The sequence below is a fragment of the Mesorhizobium sp. M0816 genome (assembly GCF_040320005.1).
Classification (GTDB): domain Bacteria; phylum Pseudomonadota; class Alphaproteobacteria; order Rhizobiales; family Rhizobiaceae; genus Mesorhizobium.
In genome coordinates this window covers 346582-365147 of the sequence record NZ_JAMYOT010000005.1, presented here as the reverse complement: position 1 = coordinate 365147, position 18566 = coordinate 346582, and the positions used below count along the sequence as shown (strand labels likewise).

Sequence of the window (18566 nt, the reverse complement as noted above, 5' to 3'; positions counted from 1 at the left end):
TCGGTGCAGTCGGGGAACCATTCCGACGGCGTCCCCAGAGGGTCGCACATCTCCAGAATTCTGGTTACCCAGATATTCCCGATTCTCCAATCGTCCATTGATGCGATCCTTCTTCGATCGAGGACGGATCGCTAGAGATAACATTTGCGGCAAGATGGCGTCAGACATTTCTTCCGATAGGAAGACGGAGGCGCTCGCGATGTGGCCGCGCTTACGATCGGGTACCAATCGTTAGATCTTAACCACTAGTTATCTTGCAAGCAGGTGGAAACACTTGCAGCCCCTAAAGCGTTGGAACAACAAAGAAAGGGGCGGTGAAAACCGCCCCTTTCTCTATTGCGACCAGTGAGCATTAACGTTTTGGGAGCGCCTCAGTCTGGTGCGACTGCGCCAGCAAACAAACGTTCAGGCGAATTCCCGAACGGGCTCCAGTCCGACGGCGCCGGCCAGACCGCCGATATCCTTGATTTCGGTATATTCGTAGAAGGGGTTCGCAGGCTCGTGGCCGCGGTTCACCCAGACCTTGCTCTTGATACCGAGATCATAGGCGGTCATGAGATCGTAGCGAAATGAGGACGACACGTGCGTAATGTCCTCCGGGCCGCAGCCTAGTTTGTCGAACATATATTCGAAGCCCTTCATCTGCGGCTTGTAGGCGCCCGTCTCTTCGGCCGTGATGACCATGTGAAAGGGTGCGCCGAGTTTCTCCACGTTCGACATGATCAGGCTCTTCATGGAGTTCGACAGGATCACCAGCGGAATCTCCTTGGCGACCTTGGCCAGGCCCACCGGCACATCCGGGTGCGGACCCCATGTCGGCACTTCCGCATAGATGCGCTGGGCATCCTCGGGCCGGAATGCGACGCCGTTGCGCTTGCAGGTCCGTTCCACGGAATTGTGCACGACCTCGCTGTACGGCTTCCAGGCGCCAAGAACCTCGTCGAGGCGATAGGCCGAGAAATCCCTGATGAACTGCGCCATCCCAGCTGGGGAGAGCTGCGCACCATATACGCGTCTCGCCGCGCCGGACATGTCGAAGTTGGTCAGCGTGCCATAGCAGTCGAAGGTGATGTATTTCGGTCTGAACTGGGTCATGGGCGTCGATCCTTCCAATCCTGTCGGCACTGCGTGCCTTTAACAGCAAGGATCATAATGAGAACCGGAGAAGACTAGTCGCCGCATTCGATGCGTCCTGAAGCAGATTGTTTTGTAGTGCGTGAGAGCTTTGGCAGAGAGTTGCGCCTGAGTTCGTTTCGAGCTTCGGCGGGCGCGCGATCTCTCAGCCGTGCGTGGCATAAGATGCGGTGCCAGCGGCAATGGAAAGTCAAAACGCCTATCGCTCAGGTTCTGGTCGGGAGGAACTGCTGTCCGCGGCCGCCTATCTTCGGCCTAGGCGAATTCAGGCCCGGAATGAACCATGACCGCGCAGCAGATCACGCTGGAAAACGAGCTGAAGGACGAAATCACACCACATCGGACTTATGCTCTCGTCAGTCAGGCACTACGCTGAATCGGAGGAAGAAATGCTGGCAAACTCACTGATCGAACTCGATCGCGCACACCTGGTTCACCCGTTTTCATGCTATCGGAGCCACGAGGACACGGGCGTGCGGGTGCTCAAATCCGCCAAGGGCGCAACCGTGACCGATGCAAGCGGGAAAACCCTGCTGGACGGATTTGCCGGTCTATGGTGCGTCAACATCGGATACGGCCAGGAAAGCGTCGTTGAAGCAGCCGCAAAGCAGCTAAGCGAGCTTCCCTATGCGACGGGATATTTCGGGCTGGGATCCGAGCCTGCCATTCGCCTTGCTGCCAGGCTTGCCGAACTGGCGCCCGGCGATTTGAACCATGTCTATTTCACGCTTGGCGGCTCCGACGCAGTCGACAGTACGATCCGCTTTATTCGCTATTACCACCATGCCACGGGTACGCCGCAAAAGGACCAGTTCATCTCGGTCGAGTATGGCTACCATGGATCCTCGACGGCAGGGTCAGGTCTGACAGCGATCCCGGCCTTCCATGCGGGTTTCGGCGTGCCTTACGACTGGCAGCACAAGATTCCCTCGCACTACGCCTATCGCAATCCGGTCGGTTCTGACCCGCAGTCGATCATCGATGCATCGGTCGCGGCGCTGCGGTCCAAAATCGCGGAACTCGGCGCGGGCCGCGTTGCGGCCTTTTACGCCGAACCCATCCAGGGTTCGGGCGGTGTCCTCGTTCCACCGACAGGTTGGCTGAAGGCTCTGCACGCCGTGTGCAAGGAACACGACATTCTGTTCGTTGCCGACGAAGTCATCACTGCCTTTGGCCGTACCGGCCCGCTCTTCGCGTGTGAGGAAGACGAGGTCGTGCCGGATTTCATGACCACGGCGAAGGGACTGACCTCGGGCTACGTGCCGATGGGCGCCGTTTTTATGTCGGACCAGGTGTACAATACGATCGCGGACGGAGCCGGCAAAGCGGCTGTCGGCCATGGCTATACTTATTCGGCCCATCCCGTTAGCGCGGCGGTCGGGCTCGAATGCCTGCGTCTTTATGAAGATGGCTTGCTCGAGAATGGGCGGAAGGCGGGCAAGCGCTTGATGGAAGGCCTTCGCTCGCTCGCCGACCACCCGCTGGTGGGCGACATTCGCGGTCGCGGCATGCTGGCAGCAATCGAGTTGGTCACTGACAAGGCACGCAAGACGCCGCTGCCGGTGGCGGCCGATCCGGGGCGCCGCATCTTCGAGCGCGCGTGGGCGAACGGCCTTGTCATCCGTGCCTTCAACAGCGGCATTCTCGGCTATGCGCCGCCGCTCTGCTGCACGGACGACGATATTGATGGAATCCTCGAACGCACGCGGATGACGCTGGACCAAACCCTCGAAGATAAGGATGTGCGGGCAGCGATGAAGGGCTGATCAGCGGGCGCATTGCATCGACCAGGGCTAAACTCACGCCGTCCGGGTCTTTCGCATGTTTCCCGGCCTAAATATCAGCCCAGACGCTTCTTTCTCCGCTATACGAACGGCTCCGAGAACGACATTCAACGCCAGGTGGCCCGGCCCAAGATTTCCGGCGAAACCCGCTTACAGGCAGGACGCGCCTGTCGTGATATCTTCCTGGGCCAAATGAAAACCGCTAAAACCTCCGGCCCTCCTTTTGGGACTAGCTTGGCGATCGGCTCGGCGTCACCGAGGCTTCACCTCCAATACTTGCCAAACCTGGTCAGCGGCGGTTTCGCATCCCACTGATCGACTTTTGCTCCTGTCACCCATCGCGCAGCAAAGATGATGGTCCGGCGATTTGTCTCCACGAATCGTCGACCTCGCATCGGCCATTCTGAAGCTCAGCGAGGTCGATCGTGACTCGTTGCACGGCGAGTTCGGGTCTCTTCGGCCTGGAGCCCGCCATTGAGACAATTCCCGCCCGCTCAAGGGCCGCCAAGGAGCGGGATACGTTCGGCTGCGGACGCGCCGCCAACCTGCACAGTTCCGTGATGCTTTGCGGTCGATACCGATGGATCAGCGCCACCAGCCGACAATTCTCAGGGGTCAACGCCCGCAGAACCTCTTCCGGCGCGCACGACTGAGCCATTGGTTCAGGGACCACCAGATGCCCCGCCGCCTGAGCCGTCGCCGCCGCCATCGCTGTCGTGCGTGTTTTCCTCAGTAAGGGTGCTTTCCAAGTAAACAATGGCCTCGACGAAAGACGGAAATGCCTCTTTTACCCTGTCGAGGCTTTCCTGCACCTTGTCTGTTTTCAGGTCAAAACCGTACCGATGCCTCACCAGGTGACGGAATCCCTCTAACTCACTCAACGACTGATAAAGCTCGGGGTCGAGCACAGCCGGCCGGATGCCTGCAATTTCCGCCGACATCTGATCGAGCACGTCCTGGTGCATCGTAGGCCCTTGGGGAACGAGGCCGTCTATGTCGTTGGAGAGGCTGAGCAGGATGTCCTCGATGCCGTTGTAGACATTGTGGACTCCCAGCGAAACTGCTGCGACCGCGCCCCATTCGCCGCGTGACAGCTCACTCCGATGAGCCGCCAGATATTCCTCGATTTGCTGCAGTTCCTTCGCAGCGCGGTCGATTTTTGGCGACAGTTTTGCGAATGCCGGATGCTTAAACGCTGTCATTAAGCAATTCCTGCACTCGTTCGGACGAAACGTCTGAGGCAAAGATCAGGTCATAAGGAATGTTCGTTCCCCGAAGCTGGTCTGCGACCAAGCGCTCTACCATGGCCCGGCGCGCGGGATCAGTGCGTCCGTGCACCAGCAGATCTACGTCCGAGTGGACGCGGAAACGGTTTTTCGCGAGGGATCCGACAACAGAGATATCGACGCCGCGGGCTTTGGCGTTCCGGAGAATACGCGATACACAGGCTTGCGCGGTCTTCCGGCGATCGTCAGCTCTTCGGTGGATCAAAGTGTTAATCTTGTTCATCTTTTCGCCTGTTGCCTTTGGTCCAACTGTGACCCGAGGCGAGATTGTCGCAACTCCGCTAGCTGTGCGTGCTAACTGCCTATATATCATTGTATGATATATTCAAGCCATTTGACGAGGACAAGGCGAAAACAGGCGTTCGCTGGAAATGTCCAGATGCAGTCGAAGTTTTAGGCTAAGCGCCGTTCAGGCGAGTGGCAATGACGGCCTCCGCCGAATCGTGACACCGTCATTCGACAAATGCCGCGCGCGCAACAAGATGGAGCTTGGCACGAGCGCCGCCGCTTGAGGACCGAGCCGGAGCAGCTTTCTCATTTGTCGAAAATGATGTCGAGAGGCAAATGGGATTTCACGATCGGTGACTTCAGCACGACGAAGCTGAAATATTTGTCGATTCCGATATCCAATTCGATCATGCGCTCCATGATCGTCTGGTACTCGCTGATGCCCGCTGTGACAAACTTCACAAGATAGTCGTAGCCGCCTGAAACCAGATGGCATTCGATGACAGAATCGACTTTCTGAATTGCGGTGAGAAATCTCGCGAAGTCGTTCTGTTGATGGTGCTTGAGCGTGACTTCGGTGAAGATCGTTAGAGTCTGTCCGAGCTTGGACACATCGATCTGGGCGGAATAGCCGGTGATGAAGCCTTCCGCCTGAAGCTTCTTCACCCGCATCAGGCAAGGGCTCGGCGAAAGGTTGACCAGGTCGGCAAGCTCGACATTCGTGACCCGCCCGTTCTTTTGCAGTTGGGATAAGATCTTGATGTCGATCCTGTCGAGCTTCATTGGAAACCTGTCAGACGTTCGAACCGCGGATCGCCCGACAGACGGCGTCCGTCACCTCCTGCGTGGTCGCTGTCCCTCCTACGTCCGGCGTCAGCACGCCTTCACTCGTCACCGCTTCCACAGCGCTCATCAACCGCACGGCCGCTGCGCTCTCGCCCAGATGTTCGAGCATCTGGGCAGCGGTCCAGAAGGTCGCGACCGGGTTGGCAATACCTTTGCCGGCGATGTCGAATGCCGAGCCGTGAATTGGCTCGAACATCGAGGGATAGCGCCGCTCGGGATCAATGTTGGCGGTCGGTGCAACGCCGAGACTGCCCGCGAGCGCGCCTGCAAGGTCCGACAATATGTCGGCGTGAAGATTGGTGGCGACGATCGTATCGAGGCTCCGAGGTTTCAACGTCATACGCACTGTCATAGCATCGACTAGCATCTTGTCCCACGCGAGGTCCGGGAATTCCCGCGCCACCTCGGCTGCGATTTCGTCCCACATTACCATGCCGTGACGCTGCGCGTTGGATTTCGTAACAACTGTCAGGAGCTTTCGTGGCCGTGACTGCGCCAGCCGGAATGCATAGCGCATGATGCGGGTGACGCCGACGCGCGTGAAGATCGCGACCTCGGTTCCGACCTCCTCGGGGAGTCCGCGATGGGCGCGGCCGCCGTGGCCCGAATACTCACCCTCGGAATTCTCCCGCACGATCACCCAATCCAGATCGCCAGGGCCAACGCCCGCCAGCGGCGAAACAATCCCGGGCAATATCCTGGTCGGCCGCACGTTGGCGTACTGATCAAAGCCTTGGCAGATCGGCAGCCGGAGGCCCCAGAGCGTGATGTCGTCAGGCAGATCGGGGGCGCCGACCGCGCCAAAGAAGATGGCGTCGAAGCGCTTCAGTTGCGCCACCCCATCTTCGGGCATCATCCGACCATGGGCCTTGTAATAGTCTGAGCCCCAGTCGAAGTGCCGGACGCGGAGCTTGAAGTGGCCGCAGCGCTGCTGCAGCGCCTCAAGCGCCTGGAGACCTGCGGCAATCACCTCTGGGCCGATCCCGTCGGCAGGAATGGCGGCAATCTCATATTCGCGCATCGTCACTTCCCTGTTTTTTGGTGCTGGCCGCCTCGTGACCTCAATCTCGTGTGCGATCGATTGTATGTTGGCAAGACGGTCTTCTCAGAATTCAGCGACCTTGCCCCACGCAGCAGTCTTCAGGCGCTCGGGCCTATAAGGACGCGGATCGACGATAGGCTCGCTGCCTGTAATGATGTCGGCGATCATATGCCCCGCGCCGGGGCCGATCCCGAAGCCGTGACCGCTGAATCCCGCCGCCAGGATGAAGCCCGGAATCCCCTCCACTTCGCCGACTGCGGGAATGCCATCGGGTGTACTGTCGATATAACCCGCCCATACATCGGAGATCGCGACGCGTTGGAGTTCGGGGATCAATTCGCAGGCTCTTCGATATGTCAGCCGAATCTGTCCCATGTCGGGCTTCGGGTCGAGAATGCGGTTCCGTTCCATTGGCGTGATGTCGTCGAGGGCCCATTTGCGCAGGCTTTCATGGCCTTGACGCCAGCCCTCGAAGGCGCCCGGGGCGAGATTGCGCCAGCGGCGGGCGAACATAGGTACAAACTCGCGGCTGAACCTGAACTGCTGCAGCGTTGGATCGACACGCGCCCGCCCGCTGATCGCCAGCGCGTATCCACCGTTGCTGCGCCGCGTCAGAGAGACGCGCGTGGTATGCAGGGCATCCGGCAGGCTGTTTGCGCCGGGTGCCACGGCCAGAATGGACGAACGCACGGCAGCTTGCGGGAAACGCACACCAAGCTGGTTGCAGAAGGAAGAAGCCCACGCGCCCCCGGCCATGACAACAGTCTTTGTATGGATGGTGCCCGCTTCGGTCACCACAGCGCTCACCCGGCCGGCGCTCAATTCCAGCCCGCGCGCCGCGCAATGCTGATGTACGGTGCCGCCCGCCGCCATGATGCCGCGCGCCGCAACCGGCACTGCCTTGGAAGGGTCCGCCGTTCCGTCAGTTGGCGAGAACACGCCACCTTTCCATTTGCGGCCCGTCGCTTTGCCCCGTTCGGTGGCTTCTTCCGCGCTCAGCATGTGCGTGGTGATCCCGACCGTTCTCGCAAAATCGCGCCACTTCGCCCAGCCTGCCAGCTCATTTTCGTCTTGTGAGAGATAGAGGAGCCCGCAGCGGCGAAAGCCGGTGTCTTGGCCGGTCTCCTGTGCCACCTTGTCCCAGAGGTCGAGACTCTTGGTCGCCATCGGCAGCTCACGCGCATCGCGGTTCTGCTGGCGGCACCAGCCCCAGTTGCGGCTGGACTGCTCGGCCGCGATGCGCCCCTTCTCGACCAGGGCGACCTTGAGGCCGCGGCGCGCCAGATAGTATGCGCTGAACACGCCCACCACGCCGCCGCCGATAACGACGACGTCCGCCTCGCGAGGGAGGGAAGGGCTGCAGTCGATGTGCATGAGCGGCGCGGGCATGGATGGGACTCCGGTAATTTGAAGCATCCTAACCTGCCGCCCGCAGAGGCAGGCTGCGGAGTTTGTGCCTGGACGGAATTTCCTGCGTTTAGCAGCCTCCAGGACAGGCAATTATTGCGCGAAAAGCTCGCTGCGAGCCAAGCAGGAGTACACTTCATGCAGTCGCGTCATCTGCGGTATGGGCGGCACACGGCGCAGTTGTCGACCTTGATCGGCAGCGCCTTGGCCGACATTGTGATGGGCCGCACGGTCACCAATCCGCTCGGCGGCATGGCCTGCACATGTGCCGATGTACACCGGAAAGCCTTGGTCCTATCCCTCTTGGGCGCGTATTGCCGGATGAAGGATATGGTTGCCTGATCCCGGTTTCCGCGCCGAAACGGGAACAGAGTGAAATGCCGAACTGGATGTTCTTTTCAGAAGTTCCTGCCGCGCGAGGGCCAAGTTTCGAAGACTCTGCGGAAACAGAACAGTCAAACTGGCTGGAAGAACGGAGCAACCCTTCCTTATGGTAGGCAGGCTCCAGAGGACATCCGGCAGGCAGGGCTTGCCCCTTCGGAGAGTTCTCCAAGAAAAAAGGGAACAGAGTCCGGTACACGGACCGGATTTCATAAGGGAACCGCCAGGATGAGCAGAACCCGTCTCTCGCAGACTCAGCGCGCGAAGCGCCGAGAAGGCCAGACTACGGCCGCTACGGTGAGGCGCTTCTACTCAAAGGGCGATGAAGCGGTCCGCAACAGGGTGGACGCGCTCGGTTGAAAGGGGAGGTGATCTCGATGGTCGCAAGCATCCAGGCTGTAGCCCCCCACGATGTGGCGCTTTCGGTGCGCGACCTCACGGTGAATTTGCCGCAAGGCATGGAACGGACCCATGCTGTCAAAGATATTTCCTTCGATCTGAAACGCGGCCAGATACTCTGCATCATAGGCGAGTCCGGATCGGGTAAGTCGGTCACGGCGAACGCGATCATGGGGCTACTGCCCAAGGTGATCCGCCTCTCATCGGGAATAATCCAGCTGGAGGGGATGAACATCGTCGGCATGTCGCCAGACAAGCTGCGCAACCTGCGTGGACGGGTCGTGTCGATGATCTTTCAGGACCCGCTCTCGGCGCTCAATCCCCTGATGACGGTGGGCGCGCAGATTGACGAGGTCATGGCAGCGCATGGCTTCGGCACGCCACAAACCTGTCGAAGCCGCGCAATCGAACTGCTCACTGAAGTAGGCCTGCCAGATCCCGAACTCATGTATTACCAGTACCCTTTCCGGCTTTCGGGCGGGCAGCGGCAGCGCGTCATGATCGCCATGGCCCTGGCGCTCGAGCCGACGGTGCTGATTGCGGATGAACCAACCACCGCGCTCGACGTCACCACCCAGGCTCAGATCCTGCAACTGATCCGTGACATTCAGCGGCGCAAGGGCATGAGCGTGATGTTCATCACCCACGATTTCGGCGTGGTGGCCGAGATCGCCGACAGCGTCGTGGTGATGGAAAAGGGCCATGTCGTCGAACAGGGCAGCGCCGAGCAGGTGCTGAAGTCGCCCAAGCACCCTTATACCCAGCGCCTGATTGCAGCCGTACCGCATTTGACCGGCGAAGATCGCCCTCGTCCGGAGGCTGCCAGCAAGGAGCCGATCCTGAAGGTTGAGGGTCTGGTGAAGACCTATCGCGGCGGTAGCGCGCTGTTCGGCGCGCAACGAGTTGTGACAGCGGTCAACGAGGTTTCGTTCGAACTGGCGCCCGGCCGCACGCTTGGGGTCGTAGGCGAGAGCGGTTCGGGGAAATCCTCGCTGGGCCGGCTGCTGATCAAGCTGCTGGACAATGACGGCGGCGGGATCTTGTTCGAGGGCTGTGACATAGCCAGGCTTTCCGAAGCGAAGTTCCGCCCGCTTCGACCGCGGATCCAGATGATCTTCCAGGATCCCTTCGCTTCTCTGAACCCACGCTCGACGGTCGGTCACATCATGACGGTAGGCCCGATGGCACACGGGATGCCTTATGTCCAAGCGCGCGATGAAGCGCGTGCGCTTCTGGCCCATGTCGGTCTCGATGCCGGCGCTTTTGGCCGCTACCCGCACGAGTTCTCGGGTGGGCAACGCCAGCGCATCGGCATCGCTCGTGCGCTGATGTTCAAGCCGAAGCTGTTGATTGCCGACGAGGCGGTCTCCGCACTCGACGTGTCGATCCAGGCGCAGATCCTGCAGCTTCTGGACCAGATCCAGCGCGAGACGGGCGTGTCGATGGTCTTCATCACGCACGACCTGCGCGTCGCCAGCCAGATCTGCGACGAAATCGCGGTGATGCAGAAGGGCCGGATCGTCGAGCGCGGACCGCCCTCGCAAATATTCCTGAACCCGCAAGCAGCCTACACGCGCCAACTGGTAGCGGCAATTCCAGGAGAGCGGCCGGGCAATGCCCGTTCAGTAGCAGCAAACGCATAAGCAATAACAAGAGAGGAACTACCATGACCAAAAATTCATCGACTACGTCCAACTACTCGAGGCGCGAAGCGCTGCGACTGATGGCGATAGGTGGGGCTGCAGGCCTCATCGCGCCCAATCTGTTGGGCAAGCCCGCCTTCGCCAAGACCCCTCCTGCAGGCCCGGCCGGTCGCGTCATCGTCGGCCTCTCCCAAGAGCCGACCGTGTTCAATCCGCTGATGGCGCATATCGAAGTCGATGACGCGGTCCATTTCTCGGTTTTCGACGCGCTGGTCCGCATGGATCCCCAAGGTGGCCTACATCCAAACCTCGCAGCCGAGGTGCCAAGCCAAAAGAACGGCGGCATTTCGGAGGACGGTCTCAACTGGCGCATTCGGTTGCGTGACAATGCCCGCTGGCACGATGGTGAGCCCTTCACGGCCGAGGACGTGAAATTCACCCTTGAACTCATCACGAACCCGAAGTTTCGCGCTTGGCGCACGAGCGGCCATTCGCTCGTGCAGGACATCACAGTGGTTTCGCCCACCGAGATCACATGGCGGATGAAGGAGGCTTTTGCGCCCTATCTTTCGTTCTTGGCCGAAACGTTCATCGTGCCCAAGCACATTCTGGAGAAAGAGGCCGATCCGAATACAGCCGCGTTCAACCAGGCGCCGGTCGGCACCGGCGCATTTAAATGGAGCGAGCGCGTCGCAGGTGATCACATCGAGCTCGTCGCCAATCCTGAGTACGCGGGCGAAGGCCCCTATGTCGAGCAGCTCATCTTCAAATACATCCCCGACATGACAGTGCTCTACACGCAATTCAAGAGCGGCGACGTGGACCTGGTCGATCAGTCGTACATCACCGCCGACCATTATACTGAAGCCCGCGAACTAGCAGACCGCGTGGTGACACTTGAGACCGGGTCATCCCTGGAGTCGATCTACCTCAATTTGGGCCGCCCGCAGTTCAAGGAGTTGGCAGTGCGCCAGGCGCTCTACGCCGCCTTGGATAGGAAAGCGATCGTCGACACGATCTATTACGGCGTGGGCACTCTCACCGAGACCTTCATGCCGAAGGAGTCCTACTACTACGACCCGAACCTGCCGGTTCAGGAGTTCAATCTGGACCGGGCGCGCCAAATCCTTGATGAGGCCGGCTGGGTGCCGGGGCCGGATGGAATCCGCGCCAAGGATGGGGTGCGACTGTCCTTCTCGAACTCGACAACTTCTGGCAACAACCTCCGCGAGCAGACGCAGCAGTTCCTGCAGCAGACGTTTGCCGAGATCGGCGTCGAGATGACGATCTCGAATTTGCCGGCTGCAGTCATGTGGGGCGAGTTCTGGCTGAAATCGCAATTCGACACCGCCATGGTGGGCGTCACCTATCTGATTGCCGCGGACCCCGACGCCACAAACCGGCTCCATACGAAGGCAATCGCCGCTCAAGGCGGACACGGTTCGAACACCGGGCAATATTCCAACCCTGAGGTCGATGCCCTGCTCGAAAAGGGCGCTCGCAGCTTCGATCCGGAAGAACGACGCGGGATCTATAATCGCGTGCAGGAAGTGGTGCGCTATGATCTGCCCTTCCTGCCGCTGTTCGCGTACACAATCGTCCTCGGGCGCAAGAAAGGGTTGGACGGCTTCGAGCCCAACGCCAACACCCGCACCGCGTCGTGGGATGCCGCAGCCTGGCAGTGGAAGGCCTAATCCACGCAGTTGCCGCCGCCCCGCCGATTCCGCCGCGGCGGCGGCAACAGACTAAAATCATCAACCCACAATGGAGGGACTCGAATGCGCGGCTTCCTGCTCAATCGCCTCTCGCAGAGCCTGGTGCTGCTTGTGATCGTTTCGATCATCGGCTTCGGCATTCTGAACCTCCTTCCCGGCGGCCCGCTGGCGCAATTCGGGCTCGATCCCGGAATGACCCAGCAGGATATCGAGCGTCTCAAGGGGCTGCTGGGCCTCGATCGACCCATATGGATCCAATATCTGGACTGGGCATGGCGGCTGGTGCGGGGCGACTGGGGTCACTCCTTCCGCGACGGAGCGCCGGTATTGGAGGTGATCGGCAGCCATCTCTTTGCCACGCTGCTGCTGATGGGGTCCTCAACCGCAATTGCGATCTCCATTGGCGCCTGGATTGGAATCCGAGGCGCCACGCGCCGCTACTCGCTGTTCGATTATCTTGCAACTGTCGGGGCCATGGTTGCGTTGTCCGTCCCCACCTTCTGGTTCGGACTCGTCGGCATCTACGTCTTTTCCCTGAAGTTGGGTTGGCTGCCTGCGGGTAATATGTCCGAGATCGGCGACGCCTCAATCCTGGGCTACCTCCACCATCTGATCCTGCCAAGTATCGTGCTGTCGCTGGTCCATGTCGCGATCTGGAGCCGCTACATGCGGACGGCCACTCTCGACGCCATTAGCCAGGACTTCGTCAAGACGGCTCGGGCCAAGGGGTTGAGTGAACGCCGGATTCTGATGAAGCATGTCGTCGGCAACGCACTTTTGCCGATGATTACCCTGGCCGGGATGCAGCTTCCCAGTGTCCTCACTGGCGCGCTCGTGACCGAAACCGTCTTTACCTGGCCAGGAATGGGACGGTTGTTCCTCGATAGCCTTGGTTACAGCGACTATCCGGTTGTGATGGGGCTGCTGATGTTCTCCGCCATCCTCGTTCTGCTTGGAAACCTGATCGCCGACATTGTCGTCGCTATTGTCGATCCGCGCATTCGTCTGGCTTGAGCGCGCAACTTCCCCGACAGGAGACAGCCGATATGACCGCTTTCACCGCAAATGCAGCTCCAAGCCGATGGAGAAACAACCGCGCGGCACGTCGTTTCATGCGTCATCGCTTGGCGCTGCTCGGGTTGGCGATGATCATCTTCCTGAGCCTCGCTTGCGTCCTCGGCCCCCATCTCCTGCCTTATGACTCACTGTATATCGATCTGCGAGCCCGCTTTGCCCCTCCGCTGACGGGCTACCACTTTCTAGGTACCGATCCGCTTGGCCGCGACGTGGCGGCAAGGCTTTTGATGGCGGGACGAATCTCGCTGCTGGTGGGTTTCTTTGCCATGGTTTTGTCGACGCTCATCGGCACCCTGGTCGGCGTGATTGCCGGCTATCGCGGCGGCTGGGTCGGGGCCATACTGATGCGCACGGTCGATGGATTCCTGTCATTCCCATCGATCTTTCTGCTGCTGGCGCTGGCTGCCGCGCTGAAGCCCAGTCCTGTGATGATCACCGTCATTATCGCCCTCACCAGTTGGATGGAGGTTGCCCGCATAGTCGAAGCGGAAGTCCGCTCGTTACGCGAACGCGAGTTCGTCCTGGCCGGGCGCATGCTGGGATTGAGCGGCACCCACATCATGTTCCGCGAGATACTGCCCAACGCCATGGGGCCGATTATCGTCGCTTCCACCTTGACGGTCGCGCGCGCCATTCTCATGGAAGCCTACATCAGTTTCCTCGGCTACGGGATCCAGCCGCCACTGCCCAGCTGGGGCAACATGCTCAATGGCGCCCAGCAATATCTGGGCAGCGCACCTTGGCTGGCAATCATTCCCGGAGCTGCAATCACCATCGCGGTAACCAGTTTCAATTTCATCGGTGACGGGCTGCGTGATGCGCTCGACGTCCGAGACGACCACATCTGAAGTTTCACCGACCGTAGATTACCCCTGCAATGCAGCGAGAAGTCAGCCACGTGCAAGAGCCTCATATCGCCGACAAGAACACACCCTACTGGTGGGAAGCAGCGCCCGTCATGCCGCTGCCGCGGCAGCCGGTCGCAAAGAACCTTGACGTGGCAATTGTCGGCGCCGGCTATGCCGGGCTTTCGGCCGGGCTTGCGCTGGCGCGCGAAGGACGCTCGGTCGCAGCCTTTGATGCGATGAATCCGGGCGAGGGTGCTTCCACCCGCAACGGCGGGATTACGAGCGGGACCATCCGGCCGGACCATGCCACGATCACCCGGCGCTTCGGGGAAGAGAAGGCCATGGCGATCGAGGCCGAGGGCAAGCTCGCACGCGAATTCCTCTACGACTTCATCAAGACCGAAGGGCTCGACTGCGACTTCCGACTGGTTGGCCAGTTCAAAGGCGCTTTCGGATATGAACAGTATGAGAAGATGGCGCGCGGCGCCGAGACGCTGGCGAAGAAACTGGGGATCGAGTCCTACGCGGTTCCGCATGCCGAGCAGCGAAATTATATCGGCACCGACTTCTACCGCGGCGGAACCGTTCGGATGGACATTGGCGGGCTGCACCCCGCAAAATTCCATGCTGAGCTCCTGCGGGTGGCGCTCGCATCCGGGTTGACGGTTCATTCGCATACAGTGGTCAAGTCGATCGAGAGGAACGGTTCGGGCTTCCGTGTCGCGACTTCGGCAGGGACGGTGGATGCACGGCAGGTTCTGGTCTGTACCAACGGCTATACCGACGGCGCCGCTCCCTTCCTGCGCCGCCGCCTGGTTCCGGTCCGCAGCCGGATCATCGTCACCGAAGAACTTGCGCCCGATGTCATGGCGCGACTGATGCCGAAGCTGATGACGATCACCGAGAACCGGCAACTCGGTTTCTATTATCGTCCCTCGCCCGACGGAAAACGTATCCTGCTGGGGGGCCGTGACAGTTCCCGCGTCGGCGATCCGGCGGCGCCGAAACTTCTCCTTCGCAAGGGCCTGGTGAACCTTTTCCCGGAGTTGGAGAACGTGCGCCTTTCGCATTGCTGGTTCGGCAATGTGGCGATGAACCGAGACATGCTGCCCCGCATCTTCGAGAAGGACGGCGTGGTCTATGCAACTGGCTTCTGCGGTTCGGGCGTGGTCTGGGCGCCATGGATTGGCATGCGTGCGGCCCACAAGTTGATGGGGCATGGCGAGCAGTCGCGCACTGCGTTCGACTTTCGACCGCCTTCGGCCGTCCCGCTCTATCGTGGCAATCCGTGGTTCATGCCGGCGATTATCCAGGGCTATCGGTTGCAGGACCGTCTCGCCTTCTGGCGCGACAGACGCTAGTCGCCGACATCGGGGGCGATCCGTGGTTAATGCGGGCAACCCTTTGGCGCGCCCGCCGCTGACACGACTGCAGGATCGCGCGGGATCACCTTGTTGCCGGAGAGTGTCGAAAAATCCGTCGGGACTGGGGCCTGGTGCGAAACTGATCAGCGGTGGGACGCCTTTGCGCGGATCAGCGCGTCGGCCATGTAGAGGTCCTGCAGGGAGATGCCGGAACTGTCGAAGACCGTGATCTCATTGTCGAAGCGGCGTCCGAGCGCACGCCTTTCAATAACGTCGCCGATTGGTGTTACCACAAGCACGCCGACGTCGATCTCGTCGCGCACATATTGGAACTCGCCGATCTGGACGGACTGGGAAAGCAGATCACAAAACAGACGTGCCTTGGGAAATAATTCGCTCGGCAATTCGCGTTTACCCGGAGCATCCGACCCGATGCTGACGATATGGGTTCCGGGTCCCACCCAAGCGGCATCGAACAGCGGTTCGCGTGCGGGTGTCGCCGTCACCACGATGTCGGCCGTGCGCACGGCTTCTTCCGGCAAGGCAGCGCGCGCCTTCAGTCCCCTTTCGCCGATCTGATCGACAAAAGCGTCGCGCCGCGGCGAAGGCCGGGCCACGACCAGCACGGTTTCGATTGGGCGGATGCGTGCCAGCGCCATCACTTCGAAGCTCGCCTGGTTGCCGGCCCCGAAGATCGCCAGAACCTTGGCTTGCTTGCGCGCAAGAAGATCGGCCGCAACCGCGTCGGCGGCGGCCGTCCTGTAGGCGTTGACCTTCCCGGCCTCGACTACGGCGCCGAGCCGACCTGTATGCTGATCGAGCAGCACGATGGTCGAGTTGTGGCGGGGAAGGCCACGTGTCGGGTTGCCCGACCAGAAGGAGCCAATTTTCACGCCGGTCAACTCGCCCGACGAACCGGATTTGATTGAGAAGGTATTGGTCACCTCCTGTGTGCGCCCGAGAACAGCCGGAAAGACCCAGCTCTGCCGCAATGCTGCCGCCACGAGAGCCTCGCGCGCCGCCTCGAAAGCAAGTTCATGCGTGACAGGGCGGCTGACTCCTCTTCGCTGATGTAGATCATCCAAAATTCCTCCTGGGCCTCGGCGATCGCGGAAGCGGCAATTCAAGGTGCCAGGTATTCCTCGCCCGATTTGCACGATTTGGCATGCCGAGGAACTGCATAAAACGAATAATACCGCTGATTTGAAGGCGCAAAACAGCAGCGAAATCTGTCCGCCGGGCGCGACTCTAAGATCCGACTTCAATCCGACTCTGGATCAACTGACAGCGTTGCACCTTATGGCCTTTGAGCATGACAGAGATATCGTCAGCGCCCCGATCGAGCTGATGAAATTGGAAACCCGCCATTTGCCGAGCGCACTGAAGCTGTCGCAGGAGATGGCCTGGCCCTACCGTCAGGAGGATTGGGAATTTGCCCTGATGGTCGGCAATGGCCTGGTCCTTGAGCGGGCAGGACAGGTGATTGGCACGGCCATGTCCTGGAATTACGGACAGTCCTATGCCTCGGTCGGGATGATCATAGTTACTGGCTCCGCGCAAGGCGGTGGCAACGGCGCCCGGCTCTTTGATGGATTGCTTGAGGCGACACACGGTCGCAACCTGCTGCTCAACTCAACCGAAGAGGGGCTGGCGCTCTACAAGCGACGCGGCTTCACTGCATGGGGCACGGTGCTTCAGCACCAGGGCTCGCTGGCTGTCGCCGTGACGCGGAGTACCCGCGACGACATCCGTCAAGCGACAGCCTCTGACCTCGCGGCAATCCAGGCCTTCGACGAACGGGCCACGGGCATGCCCCGGCTGCCGATGGTGGCTGCGCTCGCCTATGTGGGCAACGCATTGGTCATTGAGCGCAGGGGACGGATTGCAGGCTACGCTGTCGCGAGGAGGTTTGGCCGCGGCTATGTCGTCGGCCCTTGTGCAGCCGAGAGCGACCACGACGCGCGGCTTCTGATCCTGGCCCAGCTTTCGAAGCTTCACAATCAATTCGTTCGCATCGACGTCTATGCCGAGGATGGATTGGGCGACTGGCTTGCGAGCCTTGGCCTGCAGCGGTCCGGCAGTGCGACCGCCATGGTCAAAGGACAACGACCCGTCGCCGAGGGGCCAGCCCATATGTATGCGTTGGCAAACCAGTCGTTCACTTAGGAAACGAGACTATGAATAAGATGGCAGCAAGCTTGGCGGTGAGCGAGACGGCTAGGACGATCGACGCCTTGGTCACCCCGACGCTGCTTCTAGACCGTGGCCGGCTCGAGCACAACATCAAGGGTCTGGCTGAGCGCGCCAGGAAGCTTGGCGTGGTGCTGCGCCCGCATATGAAGACGGCCAAGAGCATCGATGTCGCCCGATACGCGTTCCATCGCGAACGCGGTCCGATCACGGTCTCGACCATCGCCGAGGCGGAGTATTTCGCGGGCCATGGCTTTCGAGACATGACCTACGCGGTCGGCATCTCGCCGGCCTCGGCCAGGCGGGCCATGGAGCTTTGTCGCCGCACCGGCGCTGATGTGAAGCTGTTGCTCGATTCGGTCGGGCAGGCCGATGCCCTGGCCAGCGTCCGCCAAGCCACCGGTATGACCCCATCTGTTTTCATCGAACTGGACTGCGATGACCATCGCGGTGGCTTGAGGCCGGACGACCCGAAGTTGCTCGACGTGGCCGGCAGTGTCGTCGCGGCCAGTGCCAATCTCGTCGGCGTTCTCGCCCATGCAGGCGAATCCTATGGCTTGAACACGCCCGATGCGCTGGTCAAGGCAGGCGAGAACGAGCGTTCAGCCACGGTGCGCGCCGCTGAAATCCTGCGCGCCCATGGCCATGCCTGCCCGATCGTCAGCGTCGGCTCAACGCCGACAGCGCATTTCGTCGACAATCTTGAGGGGGTCACGGAGCTGCGCGCCGGGGTCTACATGTTCTTCGACCTGGTCCAGCACGGCGTTGGGGTGTGCGAACTCGACGACATAGCGATTTCCGTATTGGCCACGGTGATCGGGTCCAAGCCGGAAAAGGGATGGGTGCTGGTTGACGCTGGATGGATGGCGCTTTCGCGCGACCGGGGAACCGCAAACCAGCAGATCGACCAGGGTTACGGCGTGGTCTGCGACGAAAAGGGGCGGGTGCTTGAAGATGTGATCGTGGCCCAGGCCAGCCAGGAACACGGTATCCTCGCCATTCGTGCCGGTTCTGGAAAGTCCATGCCCGAGTTGCCGCTCGGGACTCGGGTCCGCATTCTGCCCAACCATGCGTGTGCGATGGCCGCCCAGCATGATTTTTACAGCGTCGTCAACGGGGCCAGCCCCAAGATTGAAGCGCGTTGGGAGCGGATGCGCGGCTGGTAGGCGCGCGACTACGCTCGGATGTCGCCCCACTCAAATCAACACTGGTGGTCAAGAAA

At 60.6% G+C, this 18566-nt stretch carries 17 protein-coding genes; 9 read left to right on the top strand and 8 right to left on the bottom strand.

The window, feature by feature from the left end; translation table 11 throughout:
• Window positions 1–405: 405 nt before the first annotated feature.
• Window positions 406–1095 carry a haloacid dehalogenase type II gene (locus tag NKI17_RS10565; RefSeq protein ID WP_352646245.1) on the bottom strand — a complete coding sequence of 230 codons (690 nt, stop codon included), beginning with the start codon at window positions 1093–1095 and terminating at the stop codon, window positions 406–408.
• Between the two features lie 428 nt (window positions 1096–1523).
• Between NKI17_RS10565 and NKI17_RS10560 the strand changes: the two genes are divergently transcribed.
• A complete protein-coding gene (locus NKI17_RS10560) occupies window positions 1524–2900 on the top strand; it encodes an aspartate aminotransferase family protein (protein WP_352646373.1) in 1377 nt (458 codons plus the stop codon).
• A gap of 349 nt (window positions 2901–3249) precedes the next feature.
• On the opposite strand, the gene NKI17_RS10555 is transcribed toward NKI17_RS10560, so the two are convergent.
• The 6 genes from NKI17_RS10555 to NKI17_RS10530 all read right to left on the bottom strand — a co-directional run bounded on the left by NKI17_RS10555 (window position 3250) and on the right by NKI17_RS10530 (window position 7709).
• On the bottom strand, window positions 3250–3576 hold the full coding sequence (locus NKI17_RS10555) for an HVO_A0114 family putative DNA-binding protein (protein WP_352570968.1): 327 nt from the start codon (window positions 3574–3576) through the stop codon (window positions 3250–3252).
• A 4-nt stretch (window positions 3577–3580) separates the two neighbouring features.
• Window positions 3581–4120: a ribonuclease toxin HepT-like protein gene (locus tag NKI17_RS10550; RefSeq protein ID WP_352905868.1), complete on the bottom strand. Its 540-nt coding sequence runs from the start codon at window positions 4118–4120 to the stop codon at window positions 3581–3583.
• Window positions 4107–4427: a nucleotidyltransferase domain-containing protein gene (locus NKI17_RS10545; protein ID WP_352578045.1), complete on the bottom strand. Its 321-nt coding sequence runs from the start codon at window positions 4425–4427 to the stop codon at window positions 4107–4109. Before NKI17_RS10545 ends, NKI17_RS10550 begins: the two co-directional genes overlap by 14 nt.
• 311 nt (window positions 4428–4738) lie before the next feature.
• Window positions 4739–5215: an Lrp/AsnC family transcriptional regulator gene (locus tag NKI17_RS10540; protein WP_023678802.1), complete on the bottom strand. Its 477-nt coding sequence runs from the start codon at window positions 5213–5215 to the stop codon at window positions 4739–4741.
• Window positions 5216–5225: 10 nt separating this feature from the next.
• On the bottom strand, window positions 5226–6299 hold the full coding sequence (locus tag NKI17_RS10535) for a tartrate dehydrogenase (protein WP_352905867.1): 1074 nt from the start codon (window positions 6297–6299) through the stop codon (window positions 5226–5228).
• Window positions 6300–6383: 84 nt separating this feature from the next.
• On the bottom strand, window positions 6384–7709 hold the full coding sequence (locus NKI17_RS10530; RefSeq protein WP_352692446.1) for an NAD(P)/FAD-dependent oxidoreductase: 1326 nt from the start codon (window positions 7707–7709) through the stop codon (window positions 6384–6386).
• Window positions 7710–7865: 156 nt separating this feature from the next.
• Between NKI17_RS10530 and NKI17_RS10525 the strand changes: the two genes are divergently transcribed.
• The 6 genes from NKI17_RS10525 to NKI17_RS10500 all read left to right on the top strand — a co-directional run bounded on the left by NKI17_RS10525 (window position 7866) and on the right by NKI17_RS10500 (window position 15151).
• Window positions 7866–8069: a hypothetical protein gene (locus NKI17_RS10525; protein WP_352692447.1), complete on the top strand. Its 204-nt coding sequence runs from the start codon at window positions 7866–7868 to the stop codon at window positions 8067–8069.
• Between the two features lie 416 nt (window positions 8070–8485).
• Complete coding sequence (locus NKI17_RS10520; RefSeq protein WP_352692448.1) at window positions 8486–10150, top strand: ABC transporter ATP-binding protein; 1665 nt, start codon at window positions 8486–8488, stop codon at window positions 10148–10150.
• 23 nt (window positions 10151–10173) lie between these two features.
• Window positions 10174–11844: a peptide ABC transporter substrate-binding protein gene (locus tag NKI17_RS10515; protein ID WP_352905866.1), complete on the top strand. Its 1671-nt coding sequence runs from the start codon at window positions 10174–10176 to the stop codon at window positions 11842–11844.
• Between the two features lie 84 nt (window positions 11845–11928).
• Complete coding sequence (locus NKI17_RS10510; RefSeq protein ID WP_023678808.1) at window positions 11929–12879, top strand: ABC transporter permease; 951 nt, start codon at window positions 11929–11931, stop codon at window positions 12877–12879.
• 32 nt (window positions 12880–12911) lie between these two features.
• The gene (locus NKI17_RS10505; RefSeq protein ID WP_352854914.1) at window positions 12912–13790 is read left to right on the top strand and encodes an ABC transporter permease; all 879 of its coding nucleotides are present in this window, start codon (window positions 12912–12914) and stop codon (window positions 13788–13790) included.
• A gap of 29 nt (window positions 13791–13819) precedes the next feature.
• Entirely contained in the window at window positions 13820–15151 is a 1332-nt protein-coding gene (locus tag NKI17_RS10500) for an NAD(P)/FAD-dependent oxidoreductase (protein WP_502894468.1), read from the top strand.
• Window positions 15152–15297: 146 nt separating this feature from the next.
• Here NKI17_RS10500 and NKI17_RS10495 read toward each other — a convergent pair whose 3' ends face one another.
• Window positions 15298–16239, bottom strand: coding sequence for an ornithine cyclodeaminase family protein (locus NKI17_RS10495; protein ID WP_352905864.1), 942 nt, complete (start codon window positions 16237–16239; stop codon window positions 15298–15300).
• A 43-nt stretch (window positions 16240–16282) separates the two neighbouring features.
• Between NKI17_RS10495 and NKI17_RS10490 the strand changes: the two genes are divergently transcribed.
• Both NKI17_RS10490 and NKI17_RS10485 read left to right on the top strand, forming a co-directional pair.
• Window positions 16283–17320 carry a GNAT family N-acetyltransferase gene (locus NKI17_RS10490; RefSeq protein ID WP_352905863.1) on the top strand — a complete coding sequence of 346 codons (1038 nt, stop codon included), beginning with the start codon at window positions 16283–16285 and terminating at the stop codon, window positions 17318–17320.
• 11 nt (window positions 17321–17331) lie between these two features.
• Entirely contained in the window at window positions 17332–18510 is a 1179-nt protein-coding gene (locus NKI17_RS10485) for an alanine racemase (RefSeq protein ID WP_352905862.1), read from the top strand.
• The last annotated feature ends 56 nt before the right edge of the window (window positions 18511–18566 follow it).

Bases quoted from the DNA above. Each gene is read 5' to 3' on its own strand.
- NKI17_RS10545 (WP_352578045.1), bottom strand. From the start codon at position 4,427: ATGAACAAGATTAACACTTTGATCCACCGAAGAGCTGACGATCGCCGG.
- NKI17_RS10515 (WP_352905866.1), top strand. From the start codon at position 10,174: ATGACCAAAAATTCATCGACTACGTCCAACTACTCGAGGCGCGAAGCG.
- NKI17_RS10565 (WP_352646245.1), bottom strand. From the start codon at position 1,095: ATGACCCAGTTCAGACCGAAATACATCACCTTCGACTGCTATGGCACG.
- NKI17_RS10485 (WP_352905862.1), top strand. From the start codon at position 17,332: ATGAATAAGATGGCAGCAAGCTTGGCGGTGAGCGAGACGGCTAGGACG.
- NKI17_RS10520 (WP_352692448.1), top strand. From the start codon at position 8,486: ATGGTCGCAAGCATCCAGGCTGTAGCCCCCCACGATGTGGCGCTTTCG.
- NKI17_RS10555 (WP_352570968.1), bottom strand. From the start codon at position 3,576: ATGGCTCAGTCGTGCGCGCCGGAAGAGGTTCTGCGGGCGTTGACCCCT.
- NKI17_RS10525 (WP_352692447.1), top strand. From the start codon at position 7,866: ATGCAGTCGCGTCATCTGCGGTATGGGCGGCACACGGCGCAGTTGTCG.
- NKI17_RS10530 (WP_352692446.1), bottom strand. From the start codon at position 7,709: ATGCCCGCGCCGCTCATGCACATCGACTGCAGCCCTTCCCTCCCTCGC.
- NKI17_RS10535 (WP_352905867.1), bottom strand. From the start codon at position 6,299: ATGCGCGAATATGAGATTGCCGCCATTCCTGCCGACGGGATCGGCCCA.
- NKI17_RS10510 (WP_023678808.1), top strand. From the start codon at position 11,929: ATGCGCGGCTTCCTGCTCAATCGCCTCTCGCAGAGCCTGGTGCTGCTT.
- NKI17_RS10550 (WP_352905868.1), bottom strand. From the start codon at position 4,120: ATGACAGCGTTTAAGCATCCGGCATTCGCAAAACTGTCGCCAAAAATC.
- NKI17_RS10505 (WP_352854914.1), top strand. From the start codon at position 12,912: ATGACCGCTTTCACCGCAAATGCAGCTCCAAGCCGATGGAGAAACAAC.
- NKI17_RS10560 (WP_352646373.1), top strand. From the start codon at position 1,524: ATGCTGGCAAACTCACTGATCGAACTCGATCGCGCACACCTGGTTCAC.
- NKI17_RS10500 (WP_502894468.1), top strand. From the start codon at position 13,820: ATGCAGCGAGAAGTCAGCCACGTGCAAGAGCCTCATATCGCCGACAAG.
- NKI17_RS10540 (WP_023678802.1), bottom strand. From the start codon at position 5,215: ATGAAGCTCGACAGGATCGACATCAAGATCTTATCCCAACTGCAAAAG.